The organism is Streptomyces sp. NPDC001027 (assembly GCF_040299045.1).
Lineage (GTDB): Bacteria > Actinomycetota > Actinomycetes > Streptomycetales > Streptomycetaceae > Streptomyces.
This window is the reverse complement of the sequence record NZ_JBEPBI010000160.1, coordinates 1-17949: the sequence shown is the minus strand read 5'-3', so window position 1 is coordinate 17949 and position 17949 is coordinate 1. Positions and strand designations below refer to the sequence as shown.

At 72.6% G+C, this 17949-nt stretch carries 16 protein-coding genes and 1 tRNA gene; 8 read left to right on the top strand and 9 right to left on the bottom strand.

The window, feature by feature from the left end; genetic code table 11:
- Window positions 1–63: 63 nt before the first annotated feature.
- A complete protein-coding gene (fusA, locus tag ABT300_RS30855; RefSeq protein ID WP_351682531.1) occupies window positions 64–2202 on the bottom strand; it encodes an elongation factor G in 2139 nt (712 codons plus the stop codon).
- A gap of 398 nt (window positions 2203–2600) precedes the next feature.
- Window positions 2601–3290, bottom strand: a complete 690-nt coding sequence (locus tag ABT300_RS30850) for a nucleotidyltransferase domain-containing protein (protein ID WP_351682536.1) — start codon at window positions 3288–3290, stop codon at window positions 2601–2603.
- A 256-nt stretch (window positions 3291–3546) separates the two neighbouring features.
- Here ABT300_RS30850 and ABT300_RS30845 point away from each other — a divergent pair, with 256 nt between their 5' ends.
- The 8 genes from ABT300_RS30845 (at window position 3547) to ABT300_RS30810 (ending at window position 11965) form a co-directional block, all read left to right on the top strand.
- Entirely contained in the window at window positions 3547–4455 is a 909-nt protein-coding gene (locus ABT300_RS30845; protein WP_502978032.1) for a hypothetical protein, read from the top strand.
- 92 nt (window positions 4456–4547) lie between these two features.
- Window positions 4548–5771 (top strand): NAD(P)/FAD-dependent oxidoreductase, encoded by a 1224-nt coding sequence (locus tag ABT300_RS30840; RefSeq protein ID WP_351682528.1) that lies wholly within the window; start codon window positions 4548–4550, stop codon window positions 5769–5771.
- The gene (locus ABT300_RS30835; RefSeq protein ID WP_351682525.1) at window positions 5768–6067 is read left to right on the top strand and encodes a (2Fe-2S)-binding protein; all 300 of its coding nucleotides are present in this window, start codon (window positions 5768–5770) and stop codon (window positions 6065–6067) included. Before ABT300_RS30840 ends, ABT300_RS30835 begins: the two co-directional genes overlap by 4 nt.
- Window positions 6060–7490 carry an FAD-dependent oxidoreductase gene (locus tag ABT300_RS30830; protein ID WP_351682519.1) on the top strand — a complete coding sequence of 477 codons (1431 nt, stop codon included), beginning with the start codon at window positions 6060–6062 and terminating at the stop codon, window positions 7488–7490. The genes ABT300_RS30835 and ABT300_RS30830 overlap by 8 nt, the downstream gene beginning before the upstream one ends.
- Before the next feature lie 47 nt (window positions 7491–7537).
- Complete coding sequence (locus tag ABT300_RS30825) at window positions 7538–8506, top strand: dihydrodipicolinate synthase family protein (RefSeq protein WP_351682516.1); 969 nt, start codon at window positions 7538–7540, stop codon at window positions 8504–8506.
- A gap of 123 nt (window positions 8507–8629) precedes the next feature.
- Window positions 8630–9631, top strand: a complete 1002-nt coding sequence (locus ABT300_RS30820; protein WP_351682513.1) for a proline racemase family protein — start codon at window positions 8630–8632, stop codon at window positions 9629–9631.
- A gap of 128 nt (window positions 9632–9759) precedes the next feature.
- On the top strand, window positions 9760–10491 hold the full coding sequence (locus ABT300_RS30815; protein ID WP_351682511.1) for a GntR family transcriptional regulator: 732 nt from the start codon (window positions 9760–9762) through the stop codon (window positions 10489–10491).
- 199 nt (window positions 10492–10690) lie between these two features.
- Window positions 10691–11965 carry a flavin-containing monooxygenase gene (locus tag ABT300_RS30810; RefSeq protein WP_502978031.1) on the top strand — a complete coding sequence of 425 codons (1275 nt, stop codon included), beginning with the start codon at window positions 10691–10693 and terminating at the stop codon, window positions 11963–11965.
- Between the two features lie 167 nt (window positions 11966–12132).
- On the opposite strand, the gene ABT300_RS30805 is transcribed toward ABT300_RS30810, so the two are convergent.
- The 7 genes from ABT300_RS30805 to ABT300_RS30775 all read right to left on the bottom strand — a co-directional run bounded on the left by ABT300_RS30805 (window position 12133) and on the right by ABT300_RS30775 (window position 17913).
- Window positions 12133–13305 carry a tryptophan dimethylallyltransferase family protein gene (locus ABT300_RS30805; RefSeq protein ID WP_351682505.1) on the bottom strand — a complete coding sequence of 391 codons (1173 nt, stop codon included), beginning with the start codon at window positions 13303–13305 and terminating at the stop codon, window positions 12133–12135.
- A 222-nt stretch (window positions 13306–13527) separates the two neighbouring features.
- Window positions 13528–14874 carry a cytochrome P450 gene (locus ABT300_RS30800; RefSeq protein ID WP_351682502.1) on the bottom strand — a complete coding sequence of 449 codons (1347 nt, stop codon included), beginning with the start codon at window positions 14872–14874 and terminating at the stop codon, window positions 13528–13530.
- 8 nt (window positions 14875–14882) lie between these two features.
- Window positions 14883–15476: a GTP-binding protein gene (locus ABT300_RS30795; RefSeq protein WP_319277781.1), complete on the bottom strand. Its 594-nt coding sequence runs from the start codon at window positions 15474–15476 to the stop codon at window positions 14883–14885.
- A complete protein-coding gene (locus ABT300_RS30790) occupies window positions 15451–15831 on the bottom strand; it encodes a DUF742 domain-containing protein (RefSeq protein ID WP_351682498.1) in 381 nt (126 codons plus the stop codon). The genes ABT300_RS30795 and ABT300_RS30790 overlap by 26 nt, the downstream gene beginning before the upstream one ends.
- Complete coding sequence (locus tag ABT300_RS30785; RefSeq protein WP_306947531.1) at window positions 15828–16229, bottom strand: roadblock/LC7 domain-containing protein; 402 nt, start codon at window positions 16227–16229, stop codon at window positions 15828–15830. The genes ABT300_RS30790 and ABT300_RS30785 overlap by 4 nt, the downstream gene beginning before the upstream one ends.
- A complete protein-coding gene (locus ABT300_RS30780) occupies window positions 16226–17395 on the bottom strand; it encodes an ATP-binding protein (RefSeq protein WP_351682494.1) in 1170 nt (389 codons plus the stop codon). The genes ABT300_RS30785 and ABT300_RS30780 overlap by 4 nt, the downstream gene beginning before the upstream one ends.
- A gap of 433 nt (window positions 17396–17828) precedes the next feature.
- Window positions 17829–17913: transfer RNA gene (locus ABT300_RS30775), tRNA-Leu, on the bottom strand.
- Between the last annotated feature and the right edge of the window lie 36 nt (window positions 17914–17949).

The window sequence follows — 17949 nt, the reverse complement described above, 5'->3', positions numbered from 1 at the left end:
CGGTCGGTTCGCGGCACGCGCCGGGCGACCGCGCGAGCGGGCTCCCCGGACCCGCGCCGGGAGCTACCGCGCCGGCGTCGCCGTCGGCGCCGGGGCGTACCCCGTCGGACGGGCCGAGAACGCGCCGCGGCCCTGGGTCCGGCTGCGCAACCGGGTGGCGTAGCCGAACAGTTCGGACAGCGGCACGATCGCGGTGACGACCGCCGAACCACCGCGCACGGTCGAGTCGGTGACCCGTCCGCGACGGCCCGCGAGGTCGCCGAGCACCCCGCCGACCACGCTCTCCGGCACGGTGACCGTCACCTCGACGACCGGTTCCAGCAGCACCATCGCGCAACGGCGCAGTGCCTCCCGGAGCCCGAGCCGGCCGGCCGTGCGGAAGGCCGTCTCGGAGGAGTCCTTCACATGCGTCGCCCCGTCGGTCAGCGTGACCCGGAGGCCGGTGACCGGGTGCCCGCCGAGCGGGCCCTCGGCGAGGGCGTCCCGGCAGCCGGCCTCGACGGCACGGACGTACTCCTGAGGCACCCGCCCGCCGACGACCGCCGAACGGAACACGAACCCGGTCGCGGCGCCGCCTCCCGCGCCCGGCGGTTCGACGTCGAGCGGTTCGACGTCGAGCACGACATGCGCGAACTGCCCTGCCCCGCCGTCCTGTTTGACGTGCCGGAAGACGAGGCCGGACACGCCTCGGGCCACCGTCTCGCGGTACGTCACCCGCGGGCGTCCGACGGCGATCTCCAGCCCGAGGCTGCGGCGGATCTTCTCCACCGCGACCTCCAGATGCAGTTCGCCCATGCCCGACAGCACCGTCTGACCGGTCTCGGGGTCGGTCCTGACCACCAGCGACGGATCCTCCTCGGCCGACCGCGCCAGCGCCGACGCCAGACGGTCGGCGTCGGCGCCCGTACGCGCCTCCACCGCCACCGAGACGACCGGGGCCGCCACACCGGGCGGCTCCAGGACGAGGGGCGCCTCCGGCGCGCACAGCGTCGAGCCCGCACGGGCCGCCTTCAGCCCGACGACCGCCACGATGTCACCGGCGACCGCCCGCTCCAGCTGGGCATGGCGGTCGGCCTGCACCCGCAGGATCCGCCCGATCCGTTCGGTGCGCCGCGTGCCCGACTCCCATACCGTGTCTCCCTTCTCGATCGTGCCCGAGTACACCCTGAGGTAGGTCAGCCGGCCCGTGGGCATGGCGGCGACCTTGAACGCGAGGGCCGCGAACGGCGCGCGCGGATCGGCCGGACGCTGCTCGCCGGCCGTGTCCCGCCGGCCGGCGCCGCCGCCCCCGCCGCCGGCCCCGTCCGCGCCGCGCACCGGCGGCACGTCCAGGGGGGACGGCAGATAGGCGACGACGGCGTCGAGCAGCGGCTGGATCCCGCGGTTGCGGTAGGCCGAGCCGCACAGCACGACCAGGCCGTCACCCGTGCGGGTGAGGTCGCGCAGGGCCGCCGAGAGCGTCCGCGCCGACAGCGTCCCCTGGTCGCAGAACTCCTCCAGGGCGGCCGGGTGCCGCTCCGCCACGGCCTCCTCCAGCAGCCTGCGCCGACGCAGCGCCTCCTCCCGCATCTCCGCCGGGACGGGTGCGTCGACGGGTGCGTCGACGGGTGCGTCGCCGCCGTCCGCGCTCCAGGTCAGCGCCCGCATGCGCAGCAGGTCGACGACGCCCACGAAGGCGTCCTCCGCCCCGATCGGCAGCTGTACGACCAACGGCGCGGGGTGCAGGCGCTCGCGGACGGAGTCCACCGCGGCGTCGAGGTCGGCGCCGGACCGGTCCAGTTTGTTCACGAACGCGATCCTGGGCACGCCGTGGCGGTCGGCCTGCCGCCACACGGACTCGCTCTGCGGTTCCACGCCGGCCACGGCGTCGAACACGGCCACCGCACCGTCCAGCACCCGCAGGGACCGCTCCACCTCGTCGGCGAAGTCGACGTGCCCGGGGGTGTCGATCAGGTTGACGCGGTGGCCTTCCCACTCGCAGCTGACGGCCGCCGCGAAGATGGTGATCCCGCGGTCGCGCTCCTGGGGGTCGAAGTCGGTGACGGTGGTGCCCTCGTGGACCTCGCCGCGCTTGTGCGTGGTCCCGGTGGCGTACAGGATCCGCTCCGTGACGGTGGTCTTGCCCGCGTCGACGTGGGCGAGGATGCCCAGGTTGCGGACGGCGGAGACACGGGTGAGGTCACGATCGGTGTGGTTGCGCACGGCCCTTGGCCTTTCGGGGTGTTCCTGGGAACGGGCAGCGCGATGTGCCGGACGAGGGCGCGACGGCGCAGGAATGCGGACAGTCCTGCGGCGAAGCCGACAAGACGGTGATAGGTCGTCAGTTGTACGGCCTGGAAAGGTACTTGTTCGCTCGGGCCTTCGTCAGGAGATCCGATGCCGGCCGCGCTGCGGGCACCGGACGGACGAGGACACGAGGATCACCTCGTAGCGGGAACGGGGAGCGGCGACAGCGGTGTGGTCACGCATGGCCGGGCTCCCCTCGTGTCTCTCGCGGTACGGTGCGGCGGCCTGCGGCAGCCGTGTTCGGTCTGCAGCGAGTGTAGAAGCCGGGGACCGGCCCGGCACTCGATTTTGTCGTCGCTCTGGCGGGGGCTCGACTACTGCGCCGCGTAGAACCGCCTGCGCACGCGTCGCAGCCAGGCGTCGGCGGCTCTCTCGTCGGGCTGGTCCGGCAGTACGCTGCGCGTCTCGGCGAACGCCTCCTCGAAACGGCGCAGCAGCGGCAGCGCGGCGTCGGGGTCGGCGGCGACCTCCTCGCCGAACCGGTGGTAGCTCTCCGGGTCGTCGACCCGGATCGTCAGCCGTCCGGTGGAGTAGAGCTCGTAGCCCTGGGCGCACAGCCGCTTGAGATGCCTGGCGTGCTTGGCGCTGCGTCTGCGGCCGTCCTGCGCGGGAGCGCCCTCGCCGCGGTTGGTCAGCCTGCGGAACTGCTGGGTGGCGTAGCCGAGATAGGCGTCGCGGACCCGGGGGGCGCTGAGCAACGTGGAGCGCAGGCCGATGAGTTCGTCGCCCAGCGGGGTGCGCGCCTCGTACAGCTCGTCGGGCAGCCAGACGAGTTCCATGACGGTCGGATTGCCGCCGAGCGCGAGCCTGCACCACTTGGCGGCCTCGTGCAGCGTGCGGTCGGGCGCCGTGCTGACGTGCGACTCCTTAGGAGTGTGCAGGCCGTGCAGTTCCTCGGTGGGGGCGGCGAACATGCCGAGCCGGTCCACGTCGGAGCCCGCGTGGGCGAGTCCGTAGGCGGTCGAGCCGACGACGCCGGACAGCAGGATGTTGGTGACGGTCACAGGTGCCCCCCCGGTCGTTCCCCCGACGATGATCGTCCCGGCGCCGCGGTCGGGCGACGGGATCGTCATGATGCCCTGCCTCCGGTGCGGGCCACCTCGTATTTTCCCGGCGGCGCCGCGGACGCCGGGCCGCCCCGTGCCCGCGCCTGCGCATGCCCCGCGGCGTCACCCGTACGACGCGTTGCGCTGGTCGAGCGGCCCGGCCGGTGGTGCCGTGGAGGGCAGGGCAGCCCGGCCCCGTCCTCTGGAGGTACCCGTGACCACCCCTCGTCCGTCGTCCCGCCCGACCTGCCCGCCCCGTCCGTCGGGCCCGGCCGGTCCGACCCGTCCGGGCCGGCCGGGCGGCCCGGTCCGGGCGCTGACCGCCGTCCTGGCCGCCGGAACGCTGCTCGTCACGACGGCCGGCTGTGGGGGCGGAGAGGACGGCGCTTCCAGTGCCGGCAGCGCCTCCAGCGTCGCGGCCTCGCCCGTGGCCGAACGGACGACCACCGCGTCCCCCGGCAAGGACACGCTCACGCCGGCCGGCGCGCGGACCGCTCTGATCACCGAGGGCGATCTGGAGGACGACTGGACGCAGGTGTCGGCGAAGGACGCCGCGTCCTGGGAGGACGAGCTGGTCGTCGGCACGGTCGACACCCAGCAGTTCCTCACGGGCAAGACGCAGGCCGCCGACTGCCAGCGGCTGCTCGACGGGTTGTACGGAGACGACCTGCTGGGCCGCCCGTCCGGCGCGTCGGCGCTCACCGGCTTCACCGAGGGCGTCTCCCGGCTCCTCTACCAGGTCGGCGCCTACGACCGGGACGACCTCGACGAGTCACTGGACTGGCTGGGGTCCCTGACCACCGAGTGCGACCAGTTCACCGCGAAAGGCCCCGGCGGCACGCTCACCGTGCAGGTCGTCGAGATCTCCTCGCTGCCGAAGGTGGGGGACGCCCGGGAGGGCGTCACGGTCACGGTGAAGGGCACGTCCGGCGGCGAACCGGTCACCCTCACCCTGGACGTCGCGGCCGTACGGGTCGGGGACGACGCGATCACCGTCACCAACGGCGGGTACGACGGGGTGGACCACGACAGCACCAAGGCCGCTATGAGCCACGGCACCACTCGGCTCAAGGACGTCCGGGAGGGCCGCACTCCGGCCCCGGAGCCCAGCGAGTTCGACTGAGGCCGCAGCCCGGGCGCCCCGGTTCGGCGGGCAGTCGGCGCACGCCTTCACGCCGTCTTCCTCGGCGCTGCGCCATGTGACATATTACTGGCGTGACCAAGCGACCGAGCGGTGACGTGGTGGTCGTCGGCGCGGGCATGGTGGGCGCCGCCTGTGCGCTGTACGCGGCCCGCGCCGGTCTCGACGTGATCGTGGTGGACCGCGGACCGGTCGCCGGCGGCACCACGGGCGCCGGCGAGGGCAATCTCCTCGTCTCCGACAAGGAGCCCGGGCCCGAGCTCCAACTGGCCTTGCTGTCGTCCCGGTTGTGGCGCGAGCTGGCTCAGGAGAAGCTCGCCGCCGCCGTGGAGTACGAGCCCAAGGGCGGTCTCGTGGTGGCGTCGACCGCGGCGTCCCTCTCCGCCCTGACGGTCCTCACCGCCGGGCAGCGCGCCGCCGGGGTGCAGGCGGTCGCCGTCGACGCGGACCGACTGCGGGACCTGGAGCCCCACTTGGCGGACGGACTCGCCGGCGGTGTGCTGTATCCGCAGGACGCGCAGGTCATGCCCACTCTCGCCGCCGCCCACCTGCTGCGCGTCTCGGGCGCACGGGTGGAGACCGGCCGTGCGGTGACCCGCGTCCTGCGCGGCCCCGGCGGGGCGGTGCGCGGGGTGCGGACCGACCGCGGGGACGTCCTCGCGCCCGCCGTGGTGAACGCGGCGGGCGTCGGAGCGGCGGAGGTCGCCGCCCTGGCCGGAGTCGACGTTCCCGTGCTGCCCCGCCGGGGCTTCGTCCTGGTCACCGAGCCGCTGCCGCCGCGCGTACGTCACAAGGTGTACGCCGCGGACTACGTCGCCGACGTGGCGAGCGACTCGGCGGCCCTGCAGACCTCCCCGGTCGTCGAGGGCACCGCCGCCGGGCCGGTGCTGATCGGCGCGAGCCGGGAGCGGGTCGGGTTCGACAAGTCCTTCTCGCTGCCCGTCGTGCGCGCCCTGGCGGCGGGAGCCACCCGGCTCTTCCCGTTCCTGGCACACGTCCGGGCGATGCGCGCCTACGTCGGCTTCCGCCCGTACCTGCCCGACCATCTGCCCGCGATCGGCCCCGACCCACGGGTACCGGGACTGTTCCACGCCTGCGGACACGAGGGCGCGGGCATCGGTCTCGCCACCGGCACGGGCCTGCTCCTCGCGCAGGCGCTCACCGGATCGGTCCCGGAGCTGGATCTGACGCCGTTCCGCCCCGACCGCTTCGACCGCCCGCCCCGCTCCCCGCACCCTGACCGCGTCGCCGGCCGCCCGGACCGTGCGGAACCCTTCGACGAGGAGACCTCCCCGTGAATCCCCTGCGGTTGGTCCGGGCCCGTCCCGGCGCTGCGTTCACCGTGACCTTCGACGACCGGGAGATCGAGGCGCTGCCCGGGCAGACGCTGGCCGCCGCGCTGTGGTCGTCCGGCGTCACGGCCTGGCGCACGACCCGGGGGGCGGGTCGGCCGCGCGGGGTGTTCTGCGGGATCGGAGTCTGCTTCGACTGCCTGGTCACCGTCGACGGCCGGCCCGACCAGCGGGCCTGCCTGGCGCCGGCCGCGCCGGGGGCCGTCGTCCGCTCGCAGGCCGGGACGGGCCACGATGAGTGAGCGCCGCCCCGTCCTCGCGGTGATCGGCGCCGGCCCGGCCGGGCTCGCCGCCGCTCTGGCGGCCGCGGCGCGCGGGGTGCGCGTGGTGCTGATCGACTCCGCCGCCGAGGCGGGCGGGCAGTTCTACCGGCAGCCCGCGCGGGGCCTCGGCGCTCGGCGTCCCGAGGCGCTGCACCACCAGTGGCGCACCTGGAAGCGCCTGCGCGCCGGACTCGACGCCCAGATCGCCGCGGGTCGCGTGACGCATCTGAGCGATCGTCATGTCTGGTGTGTGGAGAGGGAGTCGGGCTGTCTCATCGTGCACGCGCTGCTGGGTCCGCGGCAGACGGAGTCCGTCGCCGTGCGGGCCGACGCGGTGCTGCTGGCGACCGGCGGATACGAGAAGGTCCTGCCGTTCCCGGGCTGGACCCTGCCCGGAGTGGTCACCGCGGGCGGCGCGCAGGCACTGCTCAAGGGAGGGCTGTCGCTGCCCGGCCGTACGGCCGTCGTCGCGGGCACCGGACCCCTGCTGCTGCCCGTGGCGACCGGTCTCGCGGCGGCCGGCGCGCGGGTCGTCGCCCTGGTCGAGTCGGCCGGTCCCCAGGGTCTCGCGCGCATCGCCCGCGCCTTGGCCGCGGCCCCGGCGAAGCTCGTCGAGGGGGCGGCGCTCGCGGCCCGACTGGCTTTCCTGCGCGTTCCGGTGATGACCCGTCATGTCGTGCTGGAGGCATATGGCGACGACCGGGTGGAGTCGGTCACCGTGGCCGCGCTGGACGCCGACGGCCGCCCCGTGCCCGGCAGCCGACGGCGACTTTCCTGCGACGCCCTCGCCGTCGGCCACGGTCTGCTGCCGCACCGCGATCTCGCGGACGGGCTCGGCTGCCGCCTCGACGGACCGGGCGTGTGGGTCGACGCCGAGCAGCGCACCGATGTGCCCGGCGTCTGGGCCGCGGGCGAGAGCACGGGCGTCGGCGGCGCGACGCTGTCGCTGGCGGAGGGCCACATCGCCGGACGGTCGGCGGCGGCCCGACTGACCGGACGGGCCCCCGACCCGGACGGCTGGGCGCCGGCCGCCCGGACCCGTGACCGGCTGCGGGCGTTCTTCACCGCGCTGGACGCCGCCTACGCCGCACAGCCCGTCCGGTGGACGGAGCAGGTGACCGACGAGACGCTCGTGTGCCGTTGCGAGGAGGTGTCCGCCGGCGCGGTCCGCGAGGCCGTCGACGCCCTCGGGGCCGGTGACCTGCGCACGGTGAAACTGCTGACCAGGGCCGGCATGGGCTGGTGCCAGGGCCGCATGTGCGAGCCCGGCGTGGCCGGCGTGGCGGGCTGCCCGCTCACCCCTGCCCGCCGGCTGCTGGCCCGCCCGGTCCCGCTCGGCGTGCTGGCCGCCCAGGCAGAATCCCCGCTCGAACCTCCGATCGAACCTCCGGCCAACCCATGACATGTCACACCTCACTCCCACGTCACCGCTTGTGAAGGGACCCGTGCATGACCGCCCCCGCCACACCGCCTGTGCCCGCCGACCCGCCGACGCCCGCCCACTCCCTTGCCGCCCCGGATCCCGCCGCCTCCGGACGGCGCCCCTGGCACGGTGTCCTCGTCGCCACCGCGCTGCCGCTCGACGACGACCTCCGCGTCGACCACGACCGGTACGCCGAGCACTGCGCCTGGCTGGTGGCGAACGGCTGTGACGGCGTCGTGCCCAACGGCTCGCTGGGCGAGTACCAGGTGCTCACGCCCGCGGAGCGCGCCCGGGTGGTGGAGACCGCGGTCGCCGCCGTGGGCGGGGCGCGTGTCATGCCCGGGGTCGCCGCGTACGGCTCGGCCGAGGCCCGCTCCTGGGCCGAGCAGGCGGCCGGGGCGGGCTGCTCGGCGGTGATGCTGCTGCCGCCCAACGCCTACCGCGCCGACGAGCGGTCCGTCGTCGCCCACTACGCGGAGGTGGCCCGGACGGGCCTGCCGGTCGTGGCGTACAACAACCCCGTCGACACCAAGGTCGACCTCGTGCCCGAACTGCTGGCACGGCTGCACGGCGAGGGTCACGTGCACGCCGTCAAGGAGTTCTCCGGCGATGTGCGCCGCGCCTACCGCATCGCCGAACTCGCCCCGGAACTCGACCTGTTGGCGGGCGCGGACGACGTACTGCTGGAGCTGGCCGTGGCCGGCGCCAAGGGCTGGGTGGCCGGCTACCCCAACGCCCTGCCGAAGGCGTCGGCGGAGCTGTACCGGGCGGCCGTCGCCGGCGACCTGACCACCGCGCTTCCCCTCTACCGCCAACTCCATCCACTGCTGCGCTGGGACTCGCGCGTCGAGTTCGTCCAGGCCATCAAGCTCTCGATGGACGTCGTGGGCCGGCACGGCGGCCGCTGCCGTCCGCCGCGGGTCCCGCTGCCGCCGGACCAGGAGGCGGCCGTCCGCGCCGCCACCGAGAAGGCCGTCGCCGCCGGTCTCGCATGACACGGCCGCCGCCCACGACGCCCGGCCCACGACAGACCGCCATGGCGGACGACCACCGGTCGCATCCCCCGCGCGCACGACAAGCGGCCGGCGGGCGACCGCACGGCACGGAAAGGGCGCCTCATGCGCAGCAAGCTCGTCCTGCACGCCGTCGACTCGCACACCGAGGGCATGCCGACCCGGGTCGTCACGGGCGGCGTCGGCGTCGTCCCCGGCGCGACCATGAACGAGCGGCGGCTGTGGTTCCGCGAACACCGCGACGACGTCAAGCAGTTGCTGATGAACGAGCCGCGCGGACACTCCGCGATGAGCGGCGCGATCCTCCAGCCGCCCACCCGGCCGGACTGCGACTGGGGCGTCCTGTACATCGAGGTCTCCGGCTATCTCCCGATGTGCGGGCACGGCACGATCGGGGTGGCGACCGTCCTCGTCGAGACGGGCATGGTCGAGGTCGTCGAACCGGTCACCACGATCCGGCTGGACACCCCGGCCGGGCTCGTCGTCGCCGAGGTCGCGGTCGAGGACGGGGCGGCCACCTCCGTCACGCTGCGCAACGTCCCCTCCTTCGCGGTCGCGCTGGACCGCAAGGCGGTACTGGCCGACGGCCGCACGGTGACCTACGACCTGGCGTACGGCGGAAACTTCTACGCGATCCTGCCGCTGGAGGAGTTCGGCCTGCCCTTCGACCGCGCCCGCAAGGACGACATCCTGCACGCCGGGCTGTCGCTGATGGAGGCGATCAACTCCGCGGAGGAGCCGGTCCATCCGGAGGACCCGTCCATCCGCGGCTGCCATCACGTCCATCTGTACGCGCCCGGCGCCACCGCCCGGCACTCGCGGCACGCGATGGCCATCCACCCCGGCTGGTTCGACCGCTCGCCGTGCGGCACCGGAACCAGCGCGCGCATGGCCCAACTGCACGCGCGAGGCGAACTGCCGCTGCACACCGAGTTCGTCAACGAGTCCTTCATCGGCACCCGTTTCACGGGCCGGCTCCTCGGGCTGACCGAGGTCGCGGGCCGTCCGGCGGTGCTGCCCAGCTTCACCGGCTGCGCCTGGATCACCGGCACGGCCCAGTACCTGCTGGACCCCACCGACCCCTTTCCGGCCGGTTTCGTGCTCTGACCGCGCGCCGGGCGCGCCCCCGCCCCGTCGGCCACGGCGACAGCGACGGACGGAGGGGGCGGCCCGGGGCGGCGGACGCCGTAGATACTGGTGGCACGTGACATGGCACAGCGTTCCGAGGAGACCCCATGGCCGCCGCCCCGCGCACCAGCAGCCGGACACCCGCCTCACCGGCGCCCGCATCGGCGCCGGTGCCCGCGCCCGCCCTGCCGGTGCTCGGCGGTCGCCGCAGCAGTTACCGCGAGCGGGTCGCCGACGCCCTGCGAGCCGCGCTGATCGCGGGTGAGCTGCTGCCCGGCGAGGTGTACTCGGCGCCTGCCCTCGCCGCCCGCTTCGGCGTCTCGGCCACGCCGGTGCGCGAGGCGATGCTCGACCTCGCCAAGGAGGGCCTGGTCGACGCCGTCCCGAACAAGGGGTTCCGGGTCACCGACGTCTCCGACCGGCAGCTCGACGAGTACACCCACGTCCGCGCGCTCATCGAGATCCCCACGGTGGTCGCCCTGGCGACCACCGCCGACCCGGTGTCCCTGGAGGCGTTGCGTCCGGCGGCCCGTGAGATCGTCGCCGCGGCGGTCGCGGGCGACCTCATCGCCTATGTCGAGGCCGACACCCGCTTCCACCTGGGTCTGCTGGCCCTCGCCGGCAACGCCCATCTCGTCCAAGTGGTACGCGAGTTGCGCGGTCGCGCCCGGCTGTACGGGCTGACCGCCCTGTCCGCCTCGGGGCGTCTGCTGGCGTCGGCCGAGGAGCATCTGGAGCTCCTCGACGCCCTGCTGGCCCGCGACGAGCGGGCGGTGCGCGAGGTCATGACCCGGCACCTCGGCCACGTCCGGGGTCTGTGGGCCACCGCTCTCGAGTGACGGGTCGCCCGAAGTGGGCGGCTCGCCCCACGAAGTCCGCCCTACCCCCCGCCGCTCCCCGCCCCACCCCGGGCCGTCGAGCACGTCTGTGATCCTTGTCGCGGCTGCGCGAAGCGTGGTGGGCGTGCCGAACGGGCATGCAACTGCCCGTGCGCGAACGATCGGTGTATTTTCCGTGGGGGAATGTGTGAGTCTGTGCGTGATCGGTGCTGGACTGTCGGGGCTGGCGGCCGCGCACGCCCTGAAGTCCGAGGGCGTCGACTTCGTCGTCCTGGACCGGGCGTCCGAGGTCGGCGGGCTCTGGCGACAGCCGCAGGCCGGCGAACGCGGGCCAGGCTACCTCTCGCTGCACCTCAACACCAACAAACGGCTCACCGGTTACGCCGACTTCCCGATGCCCGACTCCTACCCCGTCTACCCGCGGCACAGTGACGTCGCCGCCTACCTGCGCGCCTTCGCCGACTGGGCCGGTCTGCCGGACCGCATCGAGAAGGGGACGACGGTCGAGTCCGTCACGCGGAGCGCCGGCGGCTCCTGGACAGTGGTCAGCCAGGACGCCCGAGGGCGGCGCACCACACGCGACTTCAGCCAGGTCGTCGTCGCCTCGGGGCACAACACCGAGCCGGTCCTGCCCGCTCCGCTCCCGGGTTCCGACACCTTCGAAGGCGCGGTTCTGCACGCTCTCGACTACCGCGACGGCAGCGACTTCACCGGCCGGCGGGTCGTCGTGGTGGGACTGGGCGCCTCGGCGGTGGACATCGCCGCCGACGTCTCCCGGTACGCCGCGCAGACCGTCCTGTCCGTGCGCCGGGGACTGCACATCGTGCCCAAGCAGCTCTTCGGCATGCCGTTGGACGACGTCGCCGAGGCGCCGTGGTGGACGTCCATGACCCTCGCGGAGCAGCGCCGCTTCATCGAGCAGGCTCTGCTCGTCGCGCGCGGCAAGCTCTCGGACTACGGGCTGCCCGAGCCGGACCATCCGATCTTCGCCTCGGCCGTGACCGTCTCCGACGAGATCCTCAGCCGCATCCGGCACGGCGGGGTCGTCCCCAAGCCCGCGATCGAGCGCCTCGAAGCCGACCGCGTGGTCTTCGCCGACGGCACTTCCGTGCCCGCCGACGCGGTGGTCCACTGCACCGGGTACCGCATGGCGTACCCGTTCCTGCCGCCGGGCTGCCCGATCGGTCCGCAGGGATCCGTCGAGCTGTACAAGCGGGTCGTCGCGCCCGACCACCCCGGTCTGCACTTCGTCGGCCTGGTCCGGCCGCACGGTTCCGTCACCCGTCTCGTGGAGGCCCAGTCCCGCTGGGTGGCACGGCTCGTGGCGGGCAGGGCGACGCTGCCGCAGCGGGAGGTCATGCGCAAGGAGATCGTCGACTACCTGGACGGCATCGCCGGCCAGTACGGCCAGGTGCAGGGCGCGTCGATCCAGGTCGACGTCGCGCCCTATCTGGAGGAGCTGCAGGCCGAGTGACGCCGTGTCACCTCTCGTCGGCGCCGACGGAGTCGGGCCCGCCCCGTCCGTGCACTGAGGTGCGTTCCGCCGGCTTCGCGTTCCGTGCGGGCGAGGGGAGCGGTTCGGCGGCGTCGGCGCACGGCCCCCCTCGGCGTCCCGTTCCCCCGTTGGCGGTCACCACGCGCTCACGCCTCGGCGGGCACCGGGGGCGAGGGCAGGGGCGGGACGGCGGTCGGCACAGCGGCCGGCACGTCCTGCGACAGGACCGTGGGCGGTCTCACCTCGTACGCCTCCGAGGAGATGTACGTCATCACCCGCGGCGGACGGCCCCGTTGGTGGGCCAGCCCCAGGTAGGCGACGAGGCCCACGCCGTCCTCCGGCTGCCGCGAGGTGACGGCGGCCGAGGCGCGCCGCACCGCGACCGGGTCGATGCCGTAGCGGGCGTGCAGTGCGGCGGCCCGGGCCAGGGCCTCGCCGTCGTGACGGGCGTAGTCGCGGACCGGGATGTAGACCGTGAAGCCGCTGGGCAGGCCGGTCCCCGTCTCGGTGAAGGCATGGCACGTCTGGACGGGCCGGCGGTCGAGCTGCGGTTTGTGCTCCTCCCCCGCCACGATGCGGAAGAACTCCTCGATCTCCGCGCTGCCCGGGCCGTCGCCCATGCGGGACAGGGCGCCCGCCTCCGCGGCCGACAGGTCGTCGTGCGCCAGATAGACCTTCACCCGTGGCTCCGCCCAGTCACCGAGGTCGAGGGCGAAGAACAGATGACGGTCGCCGTCGGGCAGCGCCTGGAACGCCTTGCGGTGACCGAGCCGTTTCAGCGCCTGCCGTACGGTCTTGGCGGCCCGCTTCTCTCCCGAGGCCGCGGGGTTCAGATAGACCTTGACCCTGGGAACGCCGCCCGCACACAGCTCCAGCGCGCACCAGAGCGCCAGCGGCCCCTGAGGCGCGGGCGGGAAGAACAGATCCTCCAAGTCGTCGAGCGGGTCGGTTCCGAAGCCCCAGCGCCGGCCCATCTCCCGTATCGCCCGCAGTCCGGTGCGGCCGTTGTCCGCCAGGTCGTCGGCGCCCGCCCCCGGCTCGAGGAGCACCCGCAGGGTGGGCGGCGCGCCCGGTTCGCAGGAAAGGGAGAACTCCACGGGGGTGTGGTCGTCCGAGAGGAAGCTGCGGCTGGCCGGCGGCAGCTCCAGCGGTCGCTGCGCGACAGGGCCCAGCACGTCGACGAGCGTGCGCGCGTAGTCCTCGCAGTCGGCGGCGGGCAGTCCCGCGATCTCGCTCAGTCGCAGTAACTGACGGGCCGCGTGGCCGCCGAGCGTGACCCCCGCCGGGTCGCCCGGGGCGTCGACGGGCGGGGTGGTCATCGGACCTCGCCGTTGAGGACGGGGCGGGCAAGAAGATACCCGCCTGGGGAGGCGGGTATCAGGGGGTGCACGACGATGGGGTGTCGTATGAGATCGGCGTCGGCGGATCTGCGGTCCACGACATCTCCTCCTACTCGTGAGGAACACGGAATAACGCGTTCCTCACTACCCCTGTGGTTGAATCGTCATGCACTGATGTGGAGTTGACGGATGTTGTGTGCATCACCTCGTCAGCCAGTTGAGGAACTGGCTCCACACGCCTCCACGTTCGCTCCTGCCGCCCGTCGGCGCCGTGTACTGCGGACGCACCGGGGCCTCCCTGGGAGCGGGCGAGGGACGCCGCACGATCTGGACCGGGGTGAACCTGGCGGGCAGCACCGTGAGTCCCCGGTTGAAGGGGCCCGGCCGCCAGGTCAGGCTCTCGGTGGGCACCGCCAGCTCGACGTCGGGCAGCTTGTTCAGCAGGTTCTCGATGGCCGTCACGGTGATCTGCCGGGCGGGCTCCTTGGACGGGCAGGCGTGCGGGCCAGCGCTCCAGGCGAGGTGGGCCCGGTTGCTGCCGGCCTGGCGTGCCGCCGTCAGCGCCGGACCGGTGTTGGCCGCGGCGTAGCTGACCAGCACGAGGTCGCCGGCGTGCAGCTTCTGTCCGGCGAACTCCATGTCGGACGCCGGGTAGTGGGCGCTGAGGTTCTGCATCGGCGGGTTCTCCCACAGCGTGTCGTCGATCGCCTCGTCGATCAGACCGCCCTGGTGGGCGTACGCGTCGTGGGTGAGCAGGCGTTGCAGGGTGTTGCCGATGAGGTTGCGCAGCGGCTCGTTGCCCGCCACCAGCAGCAGGGCGATCTGGTGGACCATCTCCTCGTCGGTGAGCTTGGCCGGGTGCTGCATCAGCCACGAGGGGACGTCGTCGCCGGGCTTGGACCGCTTGAGCGCGACGAGTTCGCCGATGGCCCCGAACATCACCCCGACCGCCTGCTCGGCGTTCACACCGTCGAACATGCCGGTGATGCCGAAGACGACGCGGTCGCCGATGTCGGCGGTGCAGCCGAACAGCTCGTTGAACACGAACAGCGGCAGCTGCTTGGCGTAGTCGCCGAGCAGATCGGCCGAGCCGCGTGAACCGAACTGTGAGATCAGGTAGTTGGAGACCTGCTCGGTGGTCTGGCTCAACTTGCGCGAGTCGACGCGCGCCATGCTGTCCGTGATCGCCTGGCGCAGCCTGTGGTGCTCCGCGCCGTCGCTGAACATGGCGTTGGGCCGGTACGCCAGCAGCGGTGCGACCGGGCTGTCCGCGGGGATGCGGCCTTCGTTGAGATCCCGCCAGCGCCGCGCGTCCTTGCGGAACGCGCCGGAGTCCTGGAGCAGTTGGAGTGCGATCGCGTAGTCCGTGACGAGGGTGGCCTCGACCCCCGGCGACAGCTCGACGGGCGCGGTGGGCCCGTAGTGGCGCAGGTAGCTGTAGTAGGCCTGCGGGTCGGCCGCGAACTCCGGCCCGTACAGCGGCACTCGGCCGCCGACCTGGTGCGCCGGGCACCCGGGCGGGGGCACGGGTGCGGTGGGTTGTTCCATAGGTGCTCCTAGTGTGCACGTTCCTGCAGATGGCGGACGAGGGTGATCAGCGCGTCGGCCGACGACCTCTCGTCTCGCGCGTCGCAGGTGACGACGGGGGTGTCGTCGAGCAGGTCGAGTGCTTCGCGCAGAGCGCTCTCGTCCCGCGGCGGTGCGCCGTCGAAGTGGTTGACGGCGATGGCGTAGTCGAGTCCGTACTGCTCGATCAGGTCGATCACGGCGAAGGAGTCCGCGAGCCGCTCGGGATCGACGAGGACCAGCGCGCCGAGCGCGCCGCGCGCCATGTCCTCCCACATCTGCACGAAGCGCTGCTGGCCCGGCGTTCCGAACAGGTACAGCACGACACGGTCGCTGATCGTCAGCCGGCCGAAGTCCATGGCGACCGTGGTGGTGGTCTTGCCCTGGACGCCCTTGAGGTCGTCGACGGCCTCGGCCGCCCGGGTCATCGTCTCCTCGGTCGACAGCGGCTCGATCTCGGAGATCGCCCCGATGAACGTGGTCTTGCCGACCGCGAAGTGTCCGACGACGAGGATCTTGACGGCCGTCTGCGTCTCACCGCGCCGGACGTACGCCTGCTCATCCAAACTTGGCCCTGAGACCATTCAGCACCTCCTCCAGGATGTCCCGGTCGGCGAGTGGAGCCCGCTGGACGGGCGGGCGGGTGACGAGATACCCGCCCTCCGTGAGTGCGGCCAGGAGGATCTTCACCACTCCCAGGGGCAGTTGGGTGTGCCCGGCGATCTCCGCGACCGAGAGGTAGCCGGCCGCGCACAGGTCCAGCAGCCTCTGTTCCTCGGGCGACAGCCTGGTGGGCCGCTGCTCGTGGTCGGCGGCCGCCGTGACCAGCGTGATCAGGGACAGCTGCCCTTCGTCGGGCAGCCCGCGTCCCTTGGTGATGACGTACGGACGCACTAACTCCGGTGTCTGGGGCTCGAGTTCTCCGTAGCCGCCGGTCATGACCGCACGCCAAGGTTCTCGCGCGGCGGCGTGGTGAGCGCCTTGCCGAGCTGGCCGACGAGCTGCTGCATCCGGAAGGTGATGTCCGCCATGTCGACGTCCGGGGACGCGGAGACGCCGAGGTAGGCGCCCTCGCCGGCGGAGATCAGGAAGACCCAGCCTCCGTCGAACTCGACCAGCGTCTGCCGCCAGCGCATCTGCGCGTCCTCGCAGAAGAAGGCGAGCGAGCGGCTGAGCGACTGTACCCCGCTCATCGCGGCGGCCACCCGGTCCGCGTCGTCCTTGTCGAAGTCCTGCGTCCGCGCCATCAGCAGGCCGTCGGCGGAGATCAGGACGGCGTGCAGGGCCCCGGGAATCTCCAGGGCGCTGTCAAGCATCCATGACAGATCGTCATTCACGAGAACTCATGCCCTTCGCTGCTTGCACCACGGGTGCTCGACTGTTCTGCCGGGTCCGTCTGCACGGCCCGGCCCGACCGGGTGCCGCGCGCGAAGGCGCCCATGATCGCCGCCGTCTCCGCTCCCGTCCGGGAGGCGCCGGAGGCGTTCGACGCGCTGCCGGGCACGATGGCCATCGGCCGCTTGCGGCGCCGCTTCGGCAGGCCGTCGGACGTGGTGGCCGCGGTGAGCGCGCTCTCGGGGCCGCCGCCCAGGGGGGCGGTCTGCGCAGCGGGGACGGCCGGGGCCGGTTCCTTCTGCTCAGGTGCGTTGGTGAGCAGGTCGTGCGGCAGGAGGAGCACTGCCCGGACGCCGCCGTAGGGGGAGGTGGAGTCCACGGACACCTCGAAGCCGAAGCGTTCGCTGAGCACGCCGATCACCGCGAAGCCGAACTGCGGCGGGTTGCCGAGGCTGGAGACGCCCGACACCCGCTCGCTCGACAGGAGCTTGTCCGCGCGGGCGCGCTCCTCGTCGTTCATGCCGACACCGGCGTCGTCGACGACGATGCAGATGCCCTTGGGCACGGTGCGGATGTTGATCTCGACGACCGTGTCCGGGCTGGAGTAGCTCGTGGCGTTGTCGAGCACCTCGGCGAGGGCCAGTGCGACGGGCTCGACGGCACGGCTCGTGATGCCGAAGTCGACCTGGGAGAGGATCTCCACCCGCCGGTAGTGGCGCACCCTGCCCTGGGCGCTGCGCACCACGTCGTAGACGGACGCGACATCGCGTGCGCGTCCGAGCCAGCCGTCGCAGAGCACGGCGATGGACTGGGCGCGCCGGCCGAACTGCGAGTTCGTGTGGTCGATCTCCAGGAGGTCCTGGAGGATGACCGACTCGCCATACTTGTTCTGCAGCCGGGAGACGATCAACTGCTGTTCCGCGGCAAGGCCCTGAAGAGTCCGCATCGCGGACTTGAGGACCGTTTTCGTAGCCTCTTCGGCTCTTTCCTGAGCGGCCTCGACAGATTGCGCGTACTCGTTTTCCAGGACGGAGTAGTGGGATCTGAGCCCCTCGATCTCCTGCCTTAAGGCACGCGCCGCCCTGCGTTGACGAACGATCAGGGCGACTGCGATGAGTACGGCGGCGAGGAGAGCCCAGAGTACCGGGTTCCGTATGTAATCAGTCATAAGACTCTCTTCAGGCGACTGACGGCCAGTTGCTGAATTCCCGTCAACACGGGTGGACCGGCGGACCGCCCGCACGGGGAATGACCGCCCGGACTGCCCCCCGTAGCCGGAGATGTCGTCTTGCACCCATCCGCCCGCCCACAAGCGAGCGTGATCGTATCACCACAAGAAGGAACCACAGACCGCCAATATGCCCACCGAGATGAACATTGACGAACCGTCAGTCGTACTGTCGAACGACCGCGAAACGAGCCGGGAAACGGCTTCGCAACAACCGCTCCGCGCGGCATGACAGGACAAACGATAAGCGCCCTTCCGTGACATTACGGAATCAATGGCCTCCGAAAACAACAAAACCCGCATCCGGCGGAAAGCCGAATACGGGCTGTCGTGGAGTGACCGAGGGGAATCCGCTCGGCACGGAGAGTGAGAGTGTCCGAGGGGGGACTTGAACCCCCACGCCCGATAAAGGGCACTAGCACCTCAAGCTAGCGCGTCTGCCATTCCGCCACCCGGACCAGGTGTCTGCCGCCTGCGAGACGTTCCCCGCGGCG

Excerpts from the sequence above, each read along its gene's own strand:
- ABT300_RS30805 (WP_351682505.1), bottom strand. The coding sequence starts at position 13,305 with ATGACCACCCCGCCCGTCGACGCCCCGGGCGACCCGGCGGGGGTCACG.
- ABT300_RS30825 (WP_351682516.1), top strand. The coding sequence starts at position 7,538 with ATGACCGCCCCCGCCACACCGCCTGTGCCCGCCGACCCGCCGACGCCC.
- ABT300_RS30830 (WP_351682519.1), top strand. The coding sequence starts at position 6,060 with ATGAGTGAGCGCCGCCCCGTCCTCGCGGTGATCGGCGCCGGCCCGGCC.
- ABT300_RS30800 (WP_351682502.1), bottom strand. The coding sequence starts at position 14,874 with ATGGAACAACCCACCGCACCCGTGCCCCCGCCCGGGTGCCCGGCGCAC.
- ABT300_RS30780 (WP_351682494.1), bottom strand. The coding sequence starts at position 17,395 with ATGACTGATTACATACGGAACCCGGTACTCTGGGCTCTCCTCGCCGCC.
- ABT300_RS30790 (WP_351682498.1), bottom strand. The coding sequence starts at position 15,831 with ATGACCGGCGGCTACGGAGAACTCGAGCCCCAGACACCGGAGTTAGTG.
- ABT300_RS30795 (WP_319277781.1), bottom strand. The coding sequence starts at position 15,476 with ATGGTCTCAGGGCCAAGTTTGGATGAGCAGGCGTACGTCCGGCGCGGT.
- ABT300_RS30815 (WP_351682511.1), top strand. The coding sequence starts at position 9,760 with ATGGCCGCCGCCCCGCGCACCAGCAGCCGGACACCCGCCTCACCGGCG.
- ABT300_RS30820 (WP_351682513.1), top strand. The coding sequence starts at position 8,630 with ATGCGCAGCAAGCTCGTCCTGCACGCCGTCGACTCGCACACCGAGGGC.